The organism is Azospirillum sp. VT-I1 (genome assembly GCF_055698305.1).
On record NZ_CP168804.1, the window covers coordinates 535,025 to 550,859 of the forward strand.

Below are 15,835 nucleotides of genomic sequence, written 5' to 3' on the forward strand. Positions count from 1 at the left end.
TAGTTCGCAATCTACGCGCGGTGGTAATGCCGTTCATATAGATACAGTGGGGAAACTACCCCTTGAATGCAAGAAAAGCCCTTCTCCCCTCGCGGGAGAAGGGTTGGGATGAGGGGGCGGCCGGCCGAAGGTCGGTGAAAGCATAAACTTGCCACCCCTCACCCCAACCCCTCTCCCGCAAGGGGAGAGGGGGATTCAAGGGCCAACCCCGGAAAAACAAAGAAGGGCCGCCGTTGCCGGCAGCCCTTCCATTGTCTATCCGTGTGTCGTCGACACCACGGCGCAGTCCTCAGCGGACCGAAATCCCCTTCGCGAAGAAAGAGACCTCGGCCATGGCGCTCGACGACGAGTGAGACGGACAATGAGACACGAGATCACCTCCTTTCTGTTGTTGGCGTACGACACCCTATATAGGCCGGTTCGCGCAGACCGCAAGGCGATTTGTTGACCGGCCCACTGTGACATTTACCGGTCTGCTCACATCAGCGCGTTGGGCACGAACAGCACCAGACCGGGCCACAGGAGCAGCACCGCGACCAGAGCCACCACCGCCAGGACGAAGGGGATGGATTCGACGATGTATTCCTCGATGGGGCAGTCCAGCAGGCTGCACACCGTGTACATCGCCACCCCCACCGGCGGGGTCATGGATCCCAGCGTGACGATGGTCATCATCAGGATGCCGAAATGCACGGGATCGACGCCCAGCGGTTGGACGATGGGCAGGAAGATCGGTGTCAGCAGAAGCACCAGCACCGTGCTTTCGATGAACAGGCCGGCGATGAACAGGAAGAACAGGATCAGGGCAACGACCAGCACCGGTTCCCGCGTCAGGTCGGTCATGGCCGCGGCGATGCTCTGCGGCGCCTGTTCGAAGACGATGGCGTAGCCGACCATGCCGGAGAACAGGATGATCAGCATGATCAGGCCGGTATCGGTCACCGCTTCCACCAGCGCGTCGACCAGCCCCTGCATGGTCAGTTCCCGGTGGGCGAAGAAGCCGACGACGACTGCATAGATGACGGCGAAGGCGCCGACCTCCGACGGGGTGAACAGGCCACCACGAATGGCGACCAGCAGGGCCACCGGGAACAGCAGGGCCCATTTGGCATCGACCACCGCCGTCCAGACCGCCTTGGCGGTCGGCCGCTGGGTGGTGGCGGCACGATAGCCGCGGCGCCGGGCGATCCACCAGACGGTGACCATCAGCACGGCCATCATCAGGAAACCGGGGACAATGCCGGCCAGGAACAGCCGGCCGATCGACACGTTGCCGACGAAACCGTACAGGATCAGGCCAAGGCTGGGCGGGATGGTCGCGGTGATCAGCGAGCCCACCGCGATGACGGCGGAGGTGAAGCCCTTGGAATAGCCGCTGCGGATCAGATCCGGACCCAGGATGCGCGCCTCCATCGCCGCGTCGGCGACGGCGGAGCCGGACACGCCGCCCATCAGCGTGGACAGCACGATGCAGACCTGGGCAAGCCCGCCCGACATCCAGGACACCAGCACGTTCGAACAGGCGATCAGCCGGTGCGTGATGCCGGTCCGGTTCATCATGTGGCCAGCCAGCACGAAGAAGGGGACCGCCAGCAGCGGGAAGCTCTGCGACGCGGTGGCGACCTGCTGCACCCCGATCGACATCGGGATGATGCCGTTGGTCAGGAAGAAGGTGAAGCCGGCGATGCCGATGGCGAAGGCGATGGGAACGCCCAGCCCCATCAGGGTGAAGAAGGTGACGGCAAGCAGGATCACGGCATCACCTCCTCGGCGAGCGGAACTTCCGACGGCGTGTTGAAGATCGGGCGCGGGGTCCGGCGCAGCCGGCCGATGGCGGCCACGGTCTGGCCCAGCAGGGTGAAGGACAGCAGCAGGCAGCCGACCGGCACCGCCGCCGTGACGAAGGCATAGCTGATTCCGCTGTCGCCGAACTGCCGCTCCAGGTTCAGCATGGTCAGCTGATAACCCTTGACCGCCATGGTCAGCAGGAAGGCCAGCACCACCAGCGCCAGCAGGATGTCCAGGATCGCGCGCGGCCGCGCCGGCAGGCGCTTCACCAGATAATCGATGCCGATATGGGCATGCTTGCGCAATGCGAGGTCGGCACCGAGGAAGCTGGCCCAGGCGAACAGCAGCTGGGCGACGTCCACCGACCAGACCAGGGGATAGCCGAACCAGCGGCTGATGCCGGCCAGGAAGACCAGCAGGACGATGACGGCGAGCAGCGTCGTCGCCAACGCCACCTCCGCCTTGACGTACAGGGATTTCATCGCAAGGGGGTGCTCCGGTCCGGCCCGCCGGGATCGTCGCCGAGGACGAAGTCTGCGAGCGTCGGTTGCAGGAATGGAGAGCGGGGGCGGCCCGGATAGGGTGCCCCCACCCCGGTCATGAGGCCGGTGTTCGGCCGGTCACTGCTTGACGAGCGCTTCGACCTGCTTGTGCAGCTCGCCGTAACCCAGCTTTTCATAGACCGGGGCCGTGGCGGTGCGGAAGGGCGCCACGTCGATTTCGACGATCTGCATGCCCTTGTCCTTCATCTGCTTTTCGAAGTCGGCAAGCGAGTTCTCGGTCGCCTTCGACGCACTGTCACCGGCCTTCAGCGCTTCCTCGCGCAGCAGAGTCTGCATGTCCTTCGGCAGACCGTCGAACCAGGCGGCGCTGGTGACGATGCCGGTGATCAGGTTGATGTGGCCGGTCTTGGTCAGGTATTTCGCCACCTCGTACAGGCGGGAGCCGTAGATGGCCGGGTCCTGCGCCTCGGCGCCGTCGATCACCTGCTGCTGCATGGCGGTGTAGACCTCGGACCAGGGCAGCGGCGTCGGCGTGGCGCCCATGGCGCGGATCGTCTCCATCCACACGGGTGCGCCGGGGGTGCGGACGCGCACGCCATTGAGGTCGGCCGGCACCTTCACCGGCTTGTTGGTCAGCATGTGGCGTTCGCCCTGCCACCAGTTGAAGGACAGCACCTGATGGCCGGATGCCTTGCGCAGCTTCTGCACCCACTCCTCGAACATCGGGGAGGTCACGACCTTGCGGATGCCGCCATAGCCCTGGGCGACGTAGGGCGCGCCCAGAACGCCGAACTCCTTGACGAACACGGCCAGCCGGCCACCGTCCACCACCACCGCGACGGGGGCACCGGCCCGCGCCTGTTCCAGCAGATCCTCGTCCTTGCCCAGCTGCGAGGCGGGGAACAGCCGGACGCTCATCTTGCCGGCCGACCGCTTCTCCACATTGGCCTTGAACTCCTCCAGGCCCTTGTAGAGCGGATCCTGCTGCGACAGCGCCGTATTGACGCTGAGCGTATAGTCGGCAGCCGACGCGCCGAACGAGACCAGGGACATCACCGAACCGAACAGCACCGCACGCACGGTCTTCGTCATCACAGACATCTCGTTTCCTCCCAGAAAATTGGACAGCCGGCGGCATGGATGCCGCCGTTCGACTGGTGCGTGTTCGGCCCGACGCCGGGTTGCCGGCAGCCGCTGGGATCTCGGGATCTCGGGGGCTCCAGCAGGGAAGGGAATGGCCGATGACCAGATTGTTTAGGTACTGGTATGGTAGTATGTCTGAATCGTCTTGGCAATAGCGTTTGCTGCGGATTGTCCGTTTTGTCCGCAGGACCGCAGCCTGATGGTTCGGGTATGAAAATGGCCGGCACCCAAGTCGGATGCCGGCCCCTTTCCATTCCGCTTATGTCACGTCTAACGCAGGCGCGGCGTCATGCGGCTCATGGCGAGACCCAACCCGCCCGCCAGGATCAACCCGGCGGCTACCGCCAATCCGCGGGCGGTTCCGCTGGGGGCGGCGAGCCGCAGGTCGTGGTGGGGCAGGCCGAAGCGCCCACGGGTCCGGTGCAGCCCGTCGACGGGGTGATAGAGGTTGTCCGGCCGGCCGGGGATCTCGCGCTCCTCCGTCAGCTGGCCGTCCACCGCGTTGGCGGCGAGATAGCGGTCGGCGAGGCCAGGGGCCAGGAAATTGCCGAGGATGGCCTGCATCGCCGATCCGCCCAGCCAGTATTCGCGGCGGGGATGCTCGGCGGCATGCAGGATGGCGCGGGCGATGTCCTCCGGCTGGAAGATCGTTCCCATCGGCCGGGCGCGGCGCGGCATGTGGCTGCGCGCCCAATCGAACTGCGGCGTGTTGACCGCCGGCAGATGCACCGCCGTCAGGGTGATCCGGCTGTCCTCGTGGATCAGTTCCGACCGCAGGCTGTCGATGAAGCCCTGCACCGCATGCTTGGCCGCGCAATAGGCCGACTGCAGCGGGATCGACCGGTAGGCAAGGGCCGAGCCGACCTGCAGGATCGTGCCGTGCCCGCGCACCCGCATCCGCCGCAACGCGGTCTGGATGCCGTAGGCGGAGCCGAGATAGGTCACCTCGGTCACCCGCTTCAGTTCCTCCGCCGTCACCGCATGGACCGGGCCGAAGACGGTCACCATCGCCGCGTTGATCCAGACGTCGATGGGACCGAAGGTCTCCTCCACCCGGTCGGCGGCGCTCTCCAGCGCATCGGGGTCGGCGACGTCCAGCGGCAGGACCAGCGCCCGGCCGCCCAGCCGCTCCACCTCCGCCTTCACCTCCTCCAGCGCCTCCTCGGAGCGGGCGATCAGGCCGATGGAGGCCTGCCGGTAGGCGGCGAAGGCCAAAGCCGTGGCGCGGCCGACCCCGGCCGAAGCGCCGGTGATGCAGACGACGGGGGCGAAGGGGAGGGGCATGGCGATGGTCCTGATGATGGTGCCGTCAGGCGGCCGGCGGGGCGCGGCCGCTCAATCCAGTCCAACGACCGGCACCGCCCGCGGTTCCCTGCCGTTCGCGCAGCGCCTCCTCCTCCACCTGGATGCGGCGGAGCGTGAGGGGAATGTTCAGCAGCGTGGCGGCGACGGCGATCCAGACATTGCCGAACACCAGCGGCAGAACCGCCAGTTCGCCCGCCACCACCAGATAGTTGGGATGGCGGACCCAGCGGAACGGGCCGCGGCGGACCAGCGGCGCTCCGTCCAGCGTGATGATCCGCGTCGTCCAGAACCGACCGAGCGTCGCGATCACCCACACCCGCCCGGCCTGGAGCAGCAGGAAGACCGCCAGAAGCCAGCCATTGACGGGAGCGTCCGCCGGAACCGCCAGAAAAAGCGCCAGCAGCCATCCGGCATGCAGCAGGACGAACAGCGGGTAATGGGCGGCCCCGGCCTCCCGCGCGCCCTCCGCCAGCAGGCGGGTAGTGTTGCGGCGGGCGACCGCCAGTTCCAGCAGCCGCTGCGCCGCGACAGCCAGCAGGATCGCCTGCGGCCAACCGAATGCATCCATGGTCACAGATCCAGCAGGGTGAGGCCGGCGGTGAAGCCGGGGCCGAGCGCCATCATCAGGTGCGGCCCGGCGGCGCCCGCGCGCATCCGGCGGTCGAGCACGAACATCACGCTGGCCGCCGACATATTGCCGCAATCGCCCAGCACCGCCCAGGAATCGTCCATTCCGGCGGTGGCGGGCGCCATCACCTCGGTCAGAGCCTGCAGCACCTTGGCGCCGCCGGGGTGGCAGATCACCCCGGACAGGTCCGCGCGGCTCATGCCGCGGCCGGTCAGGAAACCGTCGACCACCGGCGCCAGCCGCTCGCGGATCAGGCGCGGGATGTCCTGGCTGAAGACGACGCCGAATCCCTCGTCCTCGATCCGCCAGCCCATGATCCGCCGGGTGCCCGGCCAGGTGTGCTCGGCGCTGTCGATCACGCGCGGGCCGGATGCGTCCTCCCCGGCCATTGGTGTCCGCAGCAGGGCGGCGGCGGCGCCGTCGGCGAACAGGGCGCTCGCCACCACGTTGGTGGGGGACGCCTCTTCCGGCCGGTGCGACAGGGTGCAAAGCTCGACCACCAGGAACAGCACGGTGCGTCCCGGCATGGCGCGCGCCATCATGCCCGCCCGCGCCAGCCCCAGCGCCCCGCCGGCACAGCCCAGCCCGAAGACCGGCAGCCGCACCGTGTCGGGCCGGAAGCCCATGCGGTCGAGCAGCAGCGCCTCCAGGCTGGGCGTCGCGATGCCGGTGGTGGTGGCGCAGACGATGGCGTCGACATCGGCGGGGCGCAGGCCGGCGGCGCCCAGCGCCTTGCCCGCCGCCTCTTCCAGCAGGTCCAGCGACACCCGCTCGAACACGGCGGCGCGCTCGCCCCAGCCATGGGGCTCCAGATACCAGGACAGCGGGCAGGCGGCATGGCGGCTGCGGATGCCGGTGTTGGCGAAGACGGGAGCCAGCCGGTCGAAGTCGCGCAGGCGGTGGGCGAACACCGTCCGGGCCACGGCCAGCGTCTCCTCCTGCTCGAAGCGGTGGGGCGGCAACGCCGTGGCGACCGCCAACAGCCGCGGATCGAATGACATCCTGCCTCCTGCCTGCCGCCGTCGGTTGGGGGTGGGGGCGGGGCGGCATTCCCGCTCCCATTGCCAACAGGTAGAACGCGGCCAAATTGCGCCAAGCGGCCCCGCTTCAAAAGGCTATCGCCTTCGGAAGGCCCTCCGGCGCGAATGAAAAGGGCGGCGCCCGTGGTGCGCCGCCCTCTGTCCTGACGCCACGCCCCTCAGGCCTGACGCGGCTTCAACGGGGCGGTGTCGCGGAAGGGCTTGTCGATCCCGCCCTTGTCGTTGGTCTGGTTTTCGATATCGCCCTCGAAGGTGCTTTCGCCCTGGGCCAGATCCAGGTCGTCCGGCGTCATGCCGGCGGCGCGTGCGCCCTTGGTCCCGCCGATCTGCGGGTTGTTCTTCAGGTCGGCGTCGGTCGGCTTGTCGGTCTTCTCGTGCTTGCTTGCGCTCATGACGGCGTCTCCGTTCCGGTTCCGCAGGTCTCCCTGTCAACCGGCGCGAGGCCGGATCGTTGCGGTCCTGCCCCTCCTTACAGCACGCCTGCCGGTGCAGATATCCCTTCTCCCCCTGGGGAGAAGGTTAGGATGAGGGGGTCGGCACAGCCGAAATCATCCAAAGGGCCTCCATGTCCCATGACGACGAACGGCTGCGGATCCGCGTGCGCGGACGGGTGCAGGGGGTTGGATTCCGCCCGCATGTCCATACGCTCGCCCGGCGCTTCGGCCTGACGGGCTGGGTGCTGAACGACCCGCAGGGCGTGCTGATCGAGGTGCAGGGCGCCGACACCGCCGCCTTCCGTACCGCCCTGTCCAATGAGGCGCCGCCGCTGGCCCGCATTGACTCAGTCGACAGCGAAGCCGTCCCCCGCTTCCCGGAGAGGGTTCCTTCGCCATCCGCCACAGCGAGTCAGCCGGCGCCATCGCCACCGGCATCGGCCCCGACGCCGCGGTCTGCCCGGCCTGTTTGGCCGAACTGTTCGACCCGGCCGACCGCCGCTATCGCTATGCTTTCCTGAACTGCACCCATTGCGGCCCGCGCTACACCATCACGCGGCGGCTCCCCTATGACCGTCCGCAGACGGCGATGGCCGGCTTCCCGCTCTGTCCCGACTGCATGGCGGAGTACGAGGACCCGGCCGACCGCCGTTTCCACGCCCAGCCGACCGCCTGCCCGACCTGCGGTCCCCGCCTGTCGCATCCGCCCGAAGACATCCTGGCCGCCCTGCACGATGGCAGGATCGTGGCCATCAAGGGGCTGGGCGGTTTCCACCTCGCCTGCGACGCCACGCGCGCGGATGCGGTGGAGCGGCTGCGGCGGGTCAAGCAGCGCAACGGCAAACCCTTCGCCCTGATGGCCGCCAACGCAGAGTCCGCCACCCGCCATGTCCACATGGACGCCGACGAGCGCCGGCTGCTGGAGGGGGTGGCCCGTCCCATCGTCCTGCTGCGGCGGCGGGCGGATGCGCCGGAACTGGCGCTCGACATCGCTCCCGGTCTGGCATGGCTCGGCGTCATGCTGCCCTACACGCCGCTGCATTACCTGCTGTTCCACGAGGCGGCGGGACGGCCGGACGGCACCGGCTGGCTGCGCGAGCCGCAGGACCTGACCCTGGTCATGACCTCCGCCAATCCCGGCGGGGAGCCGCTCGCCATCGGCAATGGGGAGGCGCGGGAGAGGCTGGCCGGCATCGCCGACCTGATCGTCGACCATGACCGCGACATCGTGATCCGCGCCGACGACAGCGTGGTGCGCAAGCTGGCCGGTGCGCCCGCCCTCCTGCGCCGCGGCCGCGGCCATGTGCCGGAGCCGATCCGGCTGGCCCGCGCCGTGCCGCCGATCCTGGCGGTCGGCGGCTATCTGAAGGCGACGATCTGCGTCACCCGCGGCGACGAAGCCTTCCTGTCCCAGCACATCGGCGACCTCGACAACGCCGCGACGCTGGGCTTCCTGGAGGAGACCGTCGCCCATCTGCTGCATATCCTGGGCGTGGAGCCGGTGGCGGTCGCCCATGACAAGCACCCGGATTTCCAGTCCACCCGCTTCGCCGAACGAACCGGCCTACCGGTCGTCGCGGTCCAGCACCACCACGCCCATGTCGCCGCCGTGATAGCCGAACACCGGATCGAGGGGCCGGCGCTGGGCCTTGCGCTCGACGGCTTCGGGCTGGGGGAGGGGGAGGCTCCTGGGGTGGGGAGATGCTGCTGGTCGACGGAATGCGGTCGGAGCGCCTCGGCAGTCTCGCCCCGCTCGCCCAGCCCGGCGGCGATGTCGCCGCCCGCCAGCCCTGGCGGATGGCCGCCGCAGCGTTGGTCCGCATGGGCCGCGCCGACGAGATCGTTCCCCGCTTCGCCGGCCATGGCCCGGCCGAGGGTGTGCGGCGGATGGTCGAGCGCGGAATCAACGCTCCGCTGACCAGTTCCTGCGGACGCTGGTTCGACGCCGCCTGCGGGCTGCTGGGCGTCCGCGCAGTGGCGGGCTTCGAGGGCGAGGCGCCGATGGCGCTGGAATCGCTGGTCCGCCGGCCACGGGTGGCGGCGGGGGCCTGGCGGATCGAGGGCGGTGACCTCGACCTGACGCCCCTGCTGGAGCGCCTGCTGTCCGTGACCGACGCGGTGGAAGGGGCGGAACTGTTCCACGGCACGCTGGCGGCTGCACTGGTGGACTGGACGCTGCCGGTTCTGAACGCGCATGGCCTGGACCGGGTGGTACTGTCCGGCGGCTGCCTGATGAACGCGGTGCTGGCGGAGGAACTGACCGCCGGCTTGCGCGCGGCCGGAGTGGAGCCGCTGCTACCGCGGCTGGCACCCGCCAACGACGGCGGGCTCAGCCTCGGTCAGGCGTGGGCCGCGTCCTTCGCCCTGTAGGGGAAGAGCGGCATCTGGACCGGCGCCCGGACCTTCTCGCGCCGGGGCGGGATCTCGGCAACGCGGCTGGCCTTGTCGAACTCGTAGAGCCCACGGTACTTGCCGATGTAGCCCTTGCGGCAGGCGCGGTGGAACCGTTGCGACGCGGTTTCCCAATCGTCGCCCGGCCGCAGCCAGCTGACATAGGTGGTGCCGGTACGCGGATCGGTGCGCAGGAACCGCCCGCGCCCCTTCTCGCCCCGCACCCATTGGCCGGGATTCAGCGTCAGCGCCCCGCGCGCCAGCAGCATCCTCACCTGCGGGGTCAATTCGATGGTCGGAAAATAAGGCATGACGTCCTCCGGCCGCACCCGCAAGGGGCGGCGCTGATCTGGGATTCCCGGCTGTTTCGGAACCTCCCGGATATGGGAACGCATGCGGAACAATTCAAGGTTTTCAAGGGGTGTGGAAAGTCGTCGGCTGACGAATGCCCCCACCCTAACCCTCCCCGCTGGGCGGGGAGGGGATCAGTGCTGATGTGGGAGAGTGGCGGCAGTCCCTCCCCCGCCCAGCGGGGGAGGATAGGTGGGGGCATAGAACCTCCCCCATCACGCACTCACCTCACCCCACCCGCGCCGCCTTCTTCACCGGGCGCTCGTGCTCCTCGTCGGCCGGGGCCTCGGCGTCCTTGAAGGTACGGACGCCGCTGATCATGGTGGAGATGATCGACTGGCGGGACATGATGTCCTCGCGCACCGCGGCATAGATGTGGACGATCACGAACAGAATGATCGCCCACATGCCCAGGTGGTGCCAGGTGTGGACGTCCATGCTCTGGCCGAACAGCGGAATGACCCAGCCGAACAGCCGGTCCTGCCAGCTGCCCAGCCCTGCGCCCTCGCTGTAGAGCGCGAAGCCGGTGACGATCATGAAGACGCTGCCGACCGCAATGGCCCAGAACATGGCGAACTGCGCCAGCGGGTTGTGGCCGACATACAACTTCGGCTTGCGCTCCAGGAACAGGTACCAGCGCGCTTCCAGGAACAGCTCCCCCCACCAGTGGCGGTCCCAGAAGGGGAAGCGGAACAGTTGGCGGGCATGGTGGTTGCCGGCGAACGCCCAATAGAGCCGGCCGATGAAGCCGATGGTGAAGATGTAGGCCGCCGCGAAATGCACGAAGCGGATGTAGCCCATCAGAAAATTGGCGCTGGCTTCGCCGGGCATGCTCGGCAGCGGGTTGGCGATCAGATAGCCGGTGACCGACAGCAGCGTGATCGCCAGCGCGTTGACCCAGTGCCAGACCCGGACCGGCACCTCGTACACATAGATCGCCTTCAGGAAGCGGCCGCCGCCCGACGCGGCAGCCCCTTCCTCCTCCGGTGTCGCGACCGGCTTCGCATCGTCGAGAGGAGCCATGACGTAATCCTCCTCGGTTGCCGGTCAGCGCACGGTGACGCGGGCCAGTTCGGCGCCGTCCGGCGCCATGACGTGGGTGGAGCAGGCAAGGCAGGGGTCGAAGCTGTGCAGGGTGCGCAGGATCTCCACCGGCTCGTCCGGGCGGGCCATCGGCGTGTTCAGCAGCGACGCCTCGAACGCCCCGATGTTGCCCTTGGGATCGCGCGGGCTGCCGTTCCAGGTCGTCGGCACGACGCACTGGTAGTTGTCGATCTTGCCGTCCTTGATCTTGATCCAGTGGCCGAGCCCGCCGCGCGGCGCCGCGACGGTGCCCACGCCCTTGGCCTCCTTCGGCCAGGTCTTCGGGTCCCACTTCTCGACATTGGCGGTGGCGGTGTCGCCGGCCTTGATGTTGGCGATCAGGGCGTTCCAGTCGTCCATCATCATGGTGCAGCAATACTGGCATTCCAGCGCGCGGGCCAGGGTGCGGCCGATGGTGGTCGGCAGCGCCTGCTGCGGTGTGAAATTGGTGCCGGCCAGCTTGTTGAAGGCGCCCAGCGATTCGGTGATCTGGTCCTTCACATAGCCGACGCCCTGGGCATAGGCCAGGATGTAGCGGGGCAGGGGACCGACCTCAACCGCATGGCCGCGCCAGCGCGGGGCCTTGATCCAGGAATACTTGGCGGCCTCGTCCAGCTCCTTGATGTCGGTGCGGGTGCCCTTGGTGTTGGCGCCCAGCTCGAACTTGGCCTGGGTCACGCCGTCCCACGGGTGCAGGCCCTTGCTCTCGTCCTCGTAGTGATACCAGCTGTGGGCGACGAACTCCTGCACCTGCGCGGGATCGCGCGGGTCGATGAGATGCACCTCGTTCCAGTTGCCGTTCAGGATGACGCCGCCCGGCAGCTGGCAGGTCGAATGGTCGTACGGCACCTTCTCGTAATCGCCGTAGTCCATGACGTTGGTCGCCGCCAGCCCGCCGCCATAGAGCCAGTCCTTGTAGAAGCTGGCGATGGCGAGCACGTCCGGCAGATAGACGTTCTCGACGAAGGCCGTCGCTTCCTGGATGCGGGCGCGGATGAAGTTCAGCCGCTCCATGTTCAGCGGCGCGCCCGACGACCCGTTGCCGTCCATGTTGATGGCGCAGGGAACGCCGCCGACCATATAGTTCGGGTGCGGGTTCTTGCCGCCCAGGATGGTGTGGATCTTGACGATGTCCTTCTGGAGATCCAGCGCCTCCAGGTAATGGGTCACCGCCATCAGGTCGGCTTCCGGCGACAGCTTGTAGGCCGGGTTGTCCCAATAGCCGTTCTTGAAGATGCCGAGCTGGCCGCTCTCCACGAACTTCTTCAGGCGGGTCTGGACGTCGCGGAAATAGCCGGGGCTGGACTTGGCATGGCGCGGCGCCACCGCCTGCTGCAGCGCCGAGGTCGCCTGCGGATCGGCCTTCAGTGCGTTGACCGGGTTGACCCAGTCCAGCGCGTGCAGGTGATAGAAATGGACGATGTGGTCATGGACCTGCAGCGTCTTCGCCATGATCTCGCGGATCAGGTGGGCGTTCTTCGGGATGCGGATCTGCAGCGCATCCTCCACCGCGCGGACCGAGGTCAGCGCGTGGCAGCCGGTGCACACACCGCAGATGCGCTCCACGAAGGCCCAGGCGTCGCGCGGGTCGCGGCCCTTCAGGATGACTTCCAACCCGCGCCACATGGTGCCGGTGGACACCGCGTTGCGGATGACGTTGTTGCTGTCGACATTCACCTCGCAGCGCATGTGGCCTTCGATGCGGGTGACCGGATCGACGACGATGCGCTTGCCGCCATTGTCCAGCGAAAAGCCGTTCGGGGTCTGGACGATGCCCATGGTCAGACGTCTCCCTTGTGCTGCGCGCGCTTCAGGGCGCTGACGGCCGCGTGGGCGGCGATGATGCTGCCGACGCCGATGGCGGCGGTGGTGCCGATCTCGTCGGCGTTGGCCTCGATCCCGAACTGGAGGATGTCGGACTGGCGCGCATACCAGGACCCCTTGTCCCAGAATCCGTCCTCCGAGCAGCCGATGCAGCCGTGGCCGGACTGGATGGGGAAGCTGGTGCCTTCGTTCCAGCGGACGGTGGAGCAGGCGTTGTAGGTGGTCGGACCCTTGCAGCCGACCTTGTAGAGGCAATAGCCCTTGCGCGCGCCCTCGTCGTCGAAGGACTCGACGAACTGGCCGGCGTCGAAATGCGGCCGGCGATAGCATTTGTCGTGGATGCGCTGGCTGTAGAACATCTTCGGCCGGCCCTGGCGGTCCAGCTCCGGGATGCGCTCGAAGGTCAGCATGTAGGTGATGACGCCGGTCATCACCTCGGCGATCGGCGGGCAGCCGGGGACCTTGATGATCGGCTTGTCGGTGATGACCTCATGCACCGGCGTGGCGCGGGTCGGGTTCGGGCGCGCCGCCTGGACGCAGCCGAAGGAGGCGCAGGAGCCCCAGGAGATGATCGCCTTCGCGTCCTTGGCGACCTTGCGCAGCTGGTCGGTGAAGGGCTTGCCGCCGACGATGCAGGACATGCCATCCTGGTTCAGCGGCGGATTGCCTTCCACCGCCAGGATGTAGTTGCCCTTGTACTTCTCCATCACCTCGTCGAGGATCGCTTCGGCCTGGTGGCCGGCCGACGCCATCAGCGTGTCGTCGTAATCCAGCGAGATCATCGACAGCACCACGTCCTTCACCAGCGGGTGCGCGGAGCGGATGAAGGATTCCGAACAGCAGGTGCATTCCAGGCCATGCAGCCACAGCACGGGCGTGCGCGGCTTGGTTTCCATGGCATGGACGATCTGCGGCACCAGTTCCGGCCCCAGCCCGAGGGCCGCGGCGGTCAGCGAGCAGTATTTCAGGAACGAACGGCGTGTGATCCCCTGCCGCCGCATCACCTCGTAGAAGGTTTCCAGCGTTGCCATCGGTTTGTTTTCTCCCGTCGGGCGGCACCGGCGTGCGAGGGGCCGGTGCGCTTCTCCGTCGGGCATAGGCAACAACCGTGCCGTAATACGAACATTTGGCAAAGCAACGGTTTGACGTCCGGATCGCCCTTTACCCCTGGCAAGTCCCCGGCCGATCCGGCGGCCGGGGTGGCAGGGGAGTTGCCGGCGGCGGTCAGGCCGCCTGGCTGTCCTCTTCCCGCCGGCCGATCAGCCGGTGAAGCCCCAGACCCAGCGCGATGCCGGCCGCATGCAGCCCGGCGGTGCTGGTCAGGAAGCCGGCGGCATAGCCCAGCGCCGCGGCGTCGGCCGGCATCTCCGCCCCATGGGCGAAGCCGTGGAACAGGCCGAAGGCGGCGGCGAACAGGGCGCCGACCACGCCGTTGCGCGACATCGGCATGACGCACAGCAGGGCCAGCACGACGGTGGAGGCGTAGATCGTCGGCTCGACCAGCGGCAGTTCACCGCCGGTCAGCGCGAACAGTCCGCCCGCCAGCATGGCGGCCAGGAAGGCCCCCGGCACCGCCAGCACGGCGCGGCCGCCGATGGTGGCGCCATAGACGCCGACCGTGACCATGGCGATCAGGTGGTCGAGCCCGCCCAGCGGATGCGCCGCTCCGTCGAGGAATCCGGCGCCGGCGAGATGGCCGGGATGGGCCAGCGCCGGGGTGGCGGCGAGCGCGGCGGCAGCCGCGATGACGGCAAGGCGAGTGGTTTTCGACATATCGAACGGCTCCTCGGGGTTCTTGTGGTTTGGTGATCGGAACATGCCCTCTCCCGCCCCGGGAGAGGGGGATACACTAATGCCTCTGCGCGGACCCGCGCTCGATGCCGTAGCGCTCCAGCTTGGCGCGCAGGCCCATGCGGGACAGGCCCAGCTCGTCGGCGGCCTTGCTCTTGTTCCAGCGGCAGCGCACCAGCGTTTCCATCAGGATGCCGGCCTCAACCCGCTCGATCCGCGACTTCAGCGGGCCGCCCTGGCCGATCAGGTCGAGCGGCGGCAACGGACCGTCCTCCGGCGAGGCGGGGCGGGCGTTCAGCGCGGCACCGCGCAGCACCTGATCCGACAGCAGTTCCGCCCCCAGCGTGTCGCCCTCGCACAGCACCAGCATGCGCATGATCTCGTTCTGCAGCTCGCGCACGTTGCCGGGCCAGCCGTAGGATTCCAGGCAGGCCAGCGTGTCGGGGGCGAAGCCGGCAACGGGCTTGCCATGGGCGGCCGACAGCCGGTCGAGGATGTGGCGGGCCAGAACCGGGATGTCGTCGGGCCGGTCGCGCAGGGGCGGCATGGTCAGCGTCATGGTGCTGAGCCGGTAATACAGATCCTCGCGGAAGCGGCCGGCCTTCACCTCCGCGGTCAGGTCGCGGTGTGTGGCGGCGACGACGCGTACATCGACCCGCCGCGTCTCGTTGGAGCCCACCGGCCGGATCTCGCCCTCCTGCAGGAAGCGCAGAAGCCGGACCTGGAAGGCCGGGCTGATGTCGCCGATCTCGTCCAGGAAGATGGTGCCGCCGTCCGCCTGCTCCAGCAATCCAACACGGTTGCTGTGCGCACCGGTAAAGGCGCCCTTCTTGTGGCCGAACAGCTCGCTTTCCAGCAGCTCGTCCGGGATGGCGCCGCAATTCTCGCAGTAGAAGGGCTGGTCGGCGCGCGGGCTGCCGTAATGGATGGCGCGTGCCAGCAGCTCCTTGCCGGTGCCCGTCTCCCCCAGCACCAGGACCGGCACGTTGAAGCCGGCCACCCGCTCCGCCTGCCGGCAGACCTCCTCCACTGGGCTGCCTTCGGCACGGACCAGACCGTCGAAGCGGTAGGACTGCCGCACCCGCTCGCGCCTGGACGCCACGCGGGTCTCGGCGACCGGCGGCAGCAGCTTCAGCTCGTTGGTCAGCCGGTCATGCTCGCGCTGCAGCTGGTACATCTTCGCCGCGTTGCGGGCGGTCAGCAGCAGGTGGTCGGGGTGCCAGGGCTTGGTGATGAACTGGTGGATGCCGGCTGTGTTGATGGCGCCGATGATGTCCTCCGGGTCGATGTAGCCGGTGATGACGATGCGCACCACCTCCGGCCAGCGCTCGCGCACCTGGGTCAGGAACTCCACGCCGCTGACCTCCGGCATCCGCTGGTCGGAGAAGACCACCTGGATCCATTCGGTCTCCAGCAGGCGCAGGGCCTCCTCCGCCGACAGGGCGGTGAAGACCTCGAACTCCTCGTCCAGCAGGCGGGCGATGACCTCGACGGAGCGCGGCTCGTCATCCACCACCAGGATGCCGGGGCGGGCGGGGTCGGTCATCGCGCGGG

At 68.2% G+C, this 15,835-nt stretch carries 13 protein-coding genes and 1 pseudogene; 1 reads left to right on the forward strand and 13 read right to left on the reverse strand.

Annotated features, from left to right (window positions below; all coding sequences use genetic code 11):
• Positions 1 to 477: 477 nt before the first annotated feature.
• The 7 genes from AB8P05_RS24740 to AB8P05_RS24770 form a co-directional block, all read right to left on the reverse strand.
• Complete coding sequence (locus tag AB8P05_RS24740; RefSeq protein WP_472760815.1) at positions 478 to 1,755, reverse strand: TRAP transporter large permease; 1,278 nt, start codon at positions 1,753 to 1,755, stop codon at positions 478 to 480.
• Positions 1,752 to 2,270 carry a TRAP transporter small permease gene (locus AB8P05_RS24745; protein WP_455174970.1) on the reverse strand — a complete coding sequence of 173 codons (519 nt, stop codon included), beginning with the start codon at positions 2,268 to 2,270 and terminating at the stop codon, positions 1,752 to 1,754. The genes AB8P05_RS24740 and AB8P05_RS24745 overlap by 4 nt, the downstream gene beginning before the upstream one ends.
• A gap of 138 nt (positions 2,271 to 2,408) precedes the next feature.
• Positions 2,409 to 3,383, reverse strand: coding sequence for a C4-dicarboxylate TRAP transporter substrate-binding protein (locus tag AB8P05_RS24750; protein WP_472760816.1), 975 nt, complete (start codon positions 3,381 to 3,383; stop codon positions 2,409 to 2,411).
• Between the two features lie 321 nt (positions 3,384 to 3,704).
• On the reverse strand, positions 3,705 to 4,718 hold the full coding sequence (locus tag AB8P05_RS24755; protein WP_472760817.1) for an SDR family oxidoreductase: 1,014 nt from the start codon (positions 4,716 to 4,718) through the stop codon (positions 3,705 to 3,707).
• Positions 4,719 to 4,743: 25 nt separating this feature from the next.
• Positions 4,744 to 5,307: an isoprenylcysteine carboxyl methyltransferase family protein gene (locus tag AB8P05_RS24760; protein WP_472760818.1), complete on the reverse strand. Its 564-nt coding sequence runs from the start codon at positions 5,305 to 5,307 to the stop codon at positions 4,744 to 4,746.
• Positions 5,308 to 5,309: 2 nt separating this feature from the next.
• Positions 5,310 to 6,368, reverse strand: coding sequence for a type III polyketide synthase (locus AB8P05_RS24765; protein WP_472760819.1), 1,059 nt, complete (start codon positions 6,366 to 6,368; stop codon positions 5,310 to 5,312).
• 197 nt (positions 6,369 to 6,565) lie between these two features.
• A complete protein-coding gene (locus AB8P05_RS24770) occupies positions 6,566 to 6,799 on the reverse strand; it encodes a hypothetical protein (protein ID WP_472760820.1) in 234 nt (77 codons plus the stop codon).
• Between the two features lie 173 nt (positions 6,800 to 6,972).
• On the opposite strand from AB8P05_RS24770, the pseudogene hypF reads away from it, so the two are divergent.
• Positions 6,973 to 9,211 (forward strand): annotated as a pseudogene (gene hypF, locus AB8P05_RS24775) (carbamoyltransferase HypF).
• Here hypF and AB8P05_RS24780 read toward each other — a convergent pair.
• The 6 genes from AB8P05_RS24780 to AB8P05_RS24805 all read right to left on the reverse strand — a co-directional run bounded on the left by AB8P05_RS24780 (position 9,181) and on the right by AB8P05_RS24805 (position 15,827).
• On the reverse strand, positions 9,181 to 9,543 hold the full coding sequence (locus tag AB8P05_RS24780; RefSeq protein WP_472760821.1) for a hypothetical protein: 363 nt from the start codon (positions 9,541 to 9,543) through the stop codon (positions 9,181 to 9,183). The pseudogene hypF and the gene AB8P05_RS24780 overlap by 31 nt on opposite strands.
• A 268-nt stretch (positions 9,544 to 9,811) precedes the next feature.
• On the reverse strand, positions 9,812 to 10,606 hold the full coding sequence (gene cybH, locus AB8P05_RS24785) for a Ni/Fe-hydrogenase, b-type cytochrome subunit (RefSeq protein WP_472760822.1): 795 nt from the start codon (positions 10,604 to 10,606) through the stop codon (positions 9,812 to 9,814).
• Between the two features lie 24 nt (positions 10,607 to 10,630).
• Positions 10,631 to 12,445, reverse strand: coding sequence for a nickel-dependent hydrogenase large subunit (locus tag AB8P05_RS24790; RefSeq protein ID WP_472760823.1), 1,815 nt, complete (start codon positions 12,443 to 12,445; stop codon positions 10,631 to 10,633).
• Between the two features lie 2 nt (positions 12,446 to 12,447).
• The gene (locus AB8P05_RS24795; protein WP_472760824.1) at positions 12,448 to 13,521 is read right to left on the reverse strand and encodes a hydrogenase small subunit; all 1,074 of its coding nucleotides are present in this window, start codon (positions 13,519 to 13,521) and stop codon (positions 12,448 to 12,450) included.
• Positions 13,522 to 13,714: 193 nt separating this feature from the next.
• A complete protein-coding gene (locus AB8P05_RS24800; RefSeq protein ID WP_472760825.1) occupies positions 13,715 to 14,263 on the reverse strand; it encodes a HupE/UreJ family protein in 549 nt (182 codons plus the stop codon).
• 76 nt (positions 14,264 to 14,339) lie between these two features.
• Positions 14,340 to 15,827: a sigma-54-dependent transcriptional regulator gene (locus AB8P05_RS24805; RefSeq protein ID WP_472760826.1), complete on the reverse strand. Its 1,488-nt coding sequence runs from the start codon at positions 15,825 to 15,827 to the stop codon at positions 14,340 to 14,342.
• Positions 15,828 to 15,835: the final 8 nt, after the last annotated feature.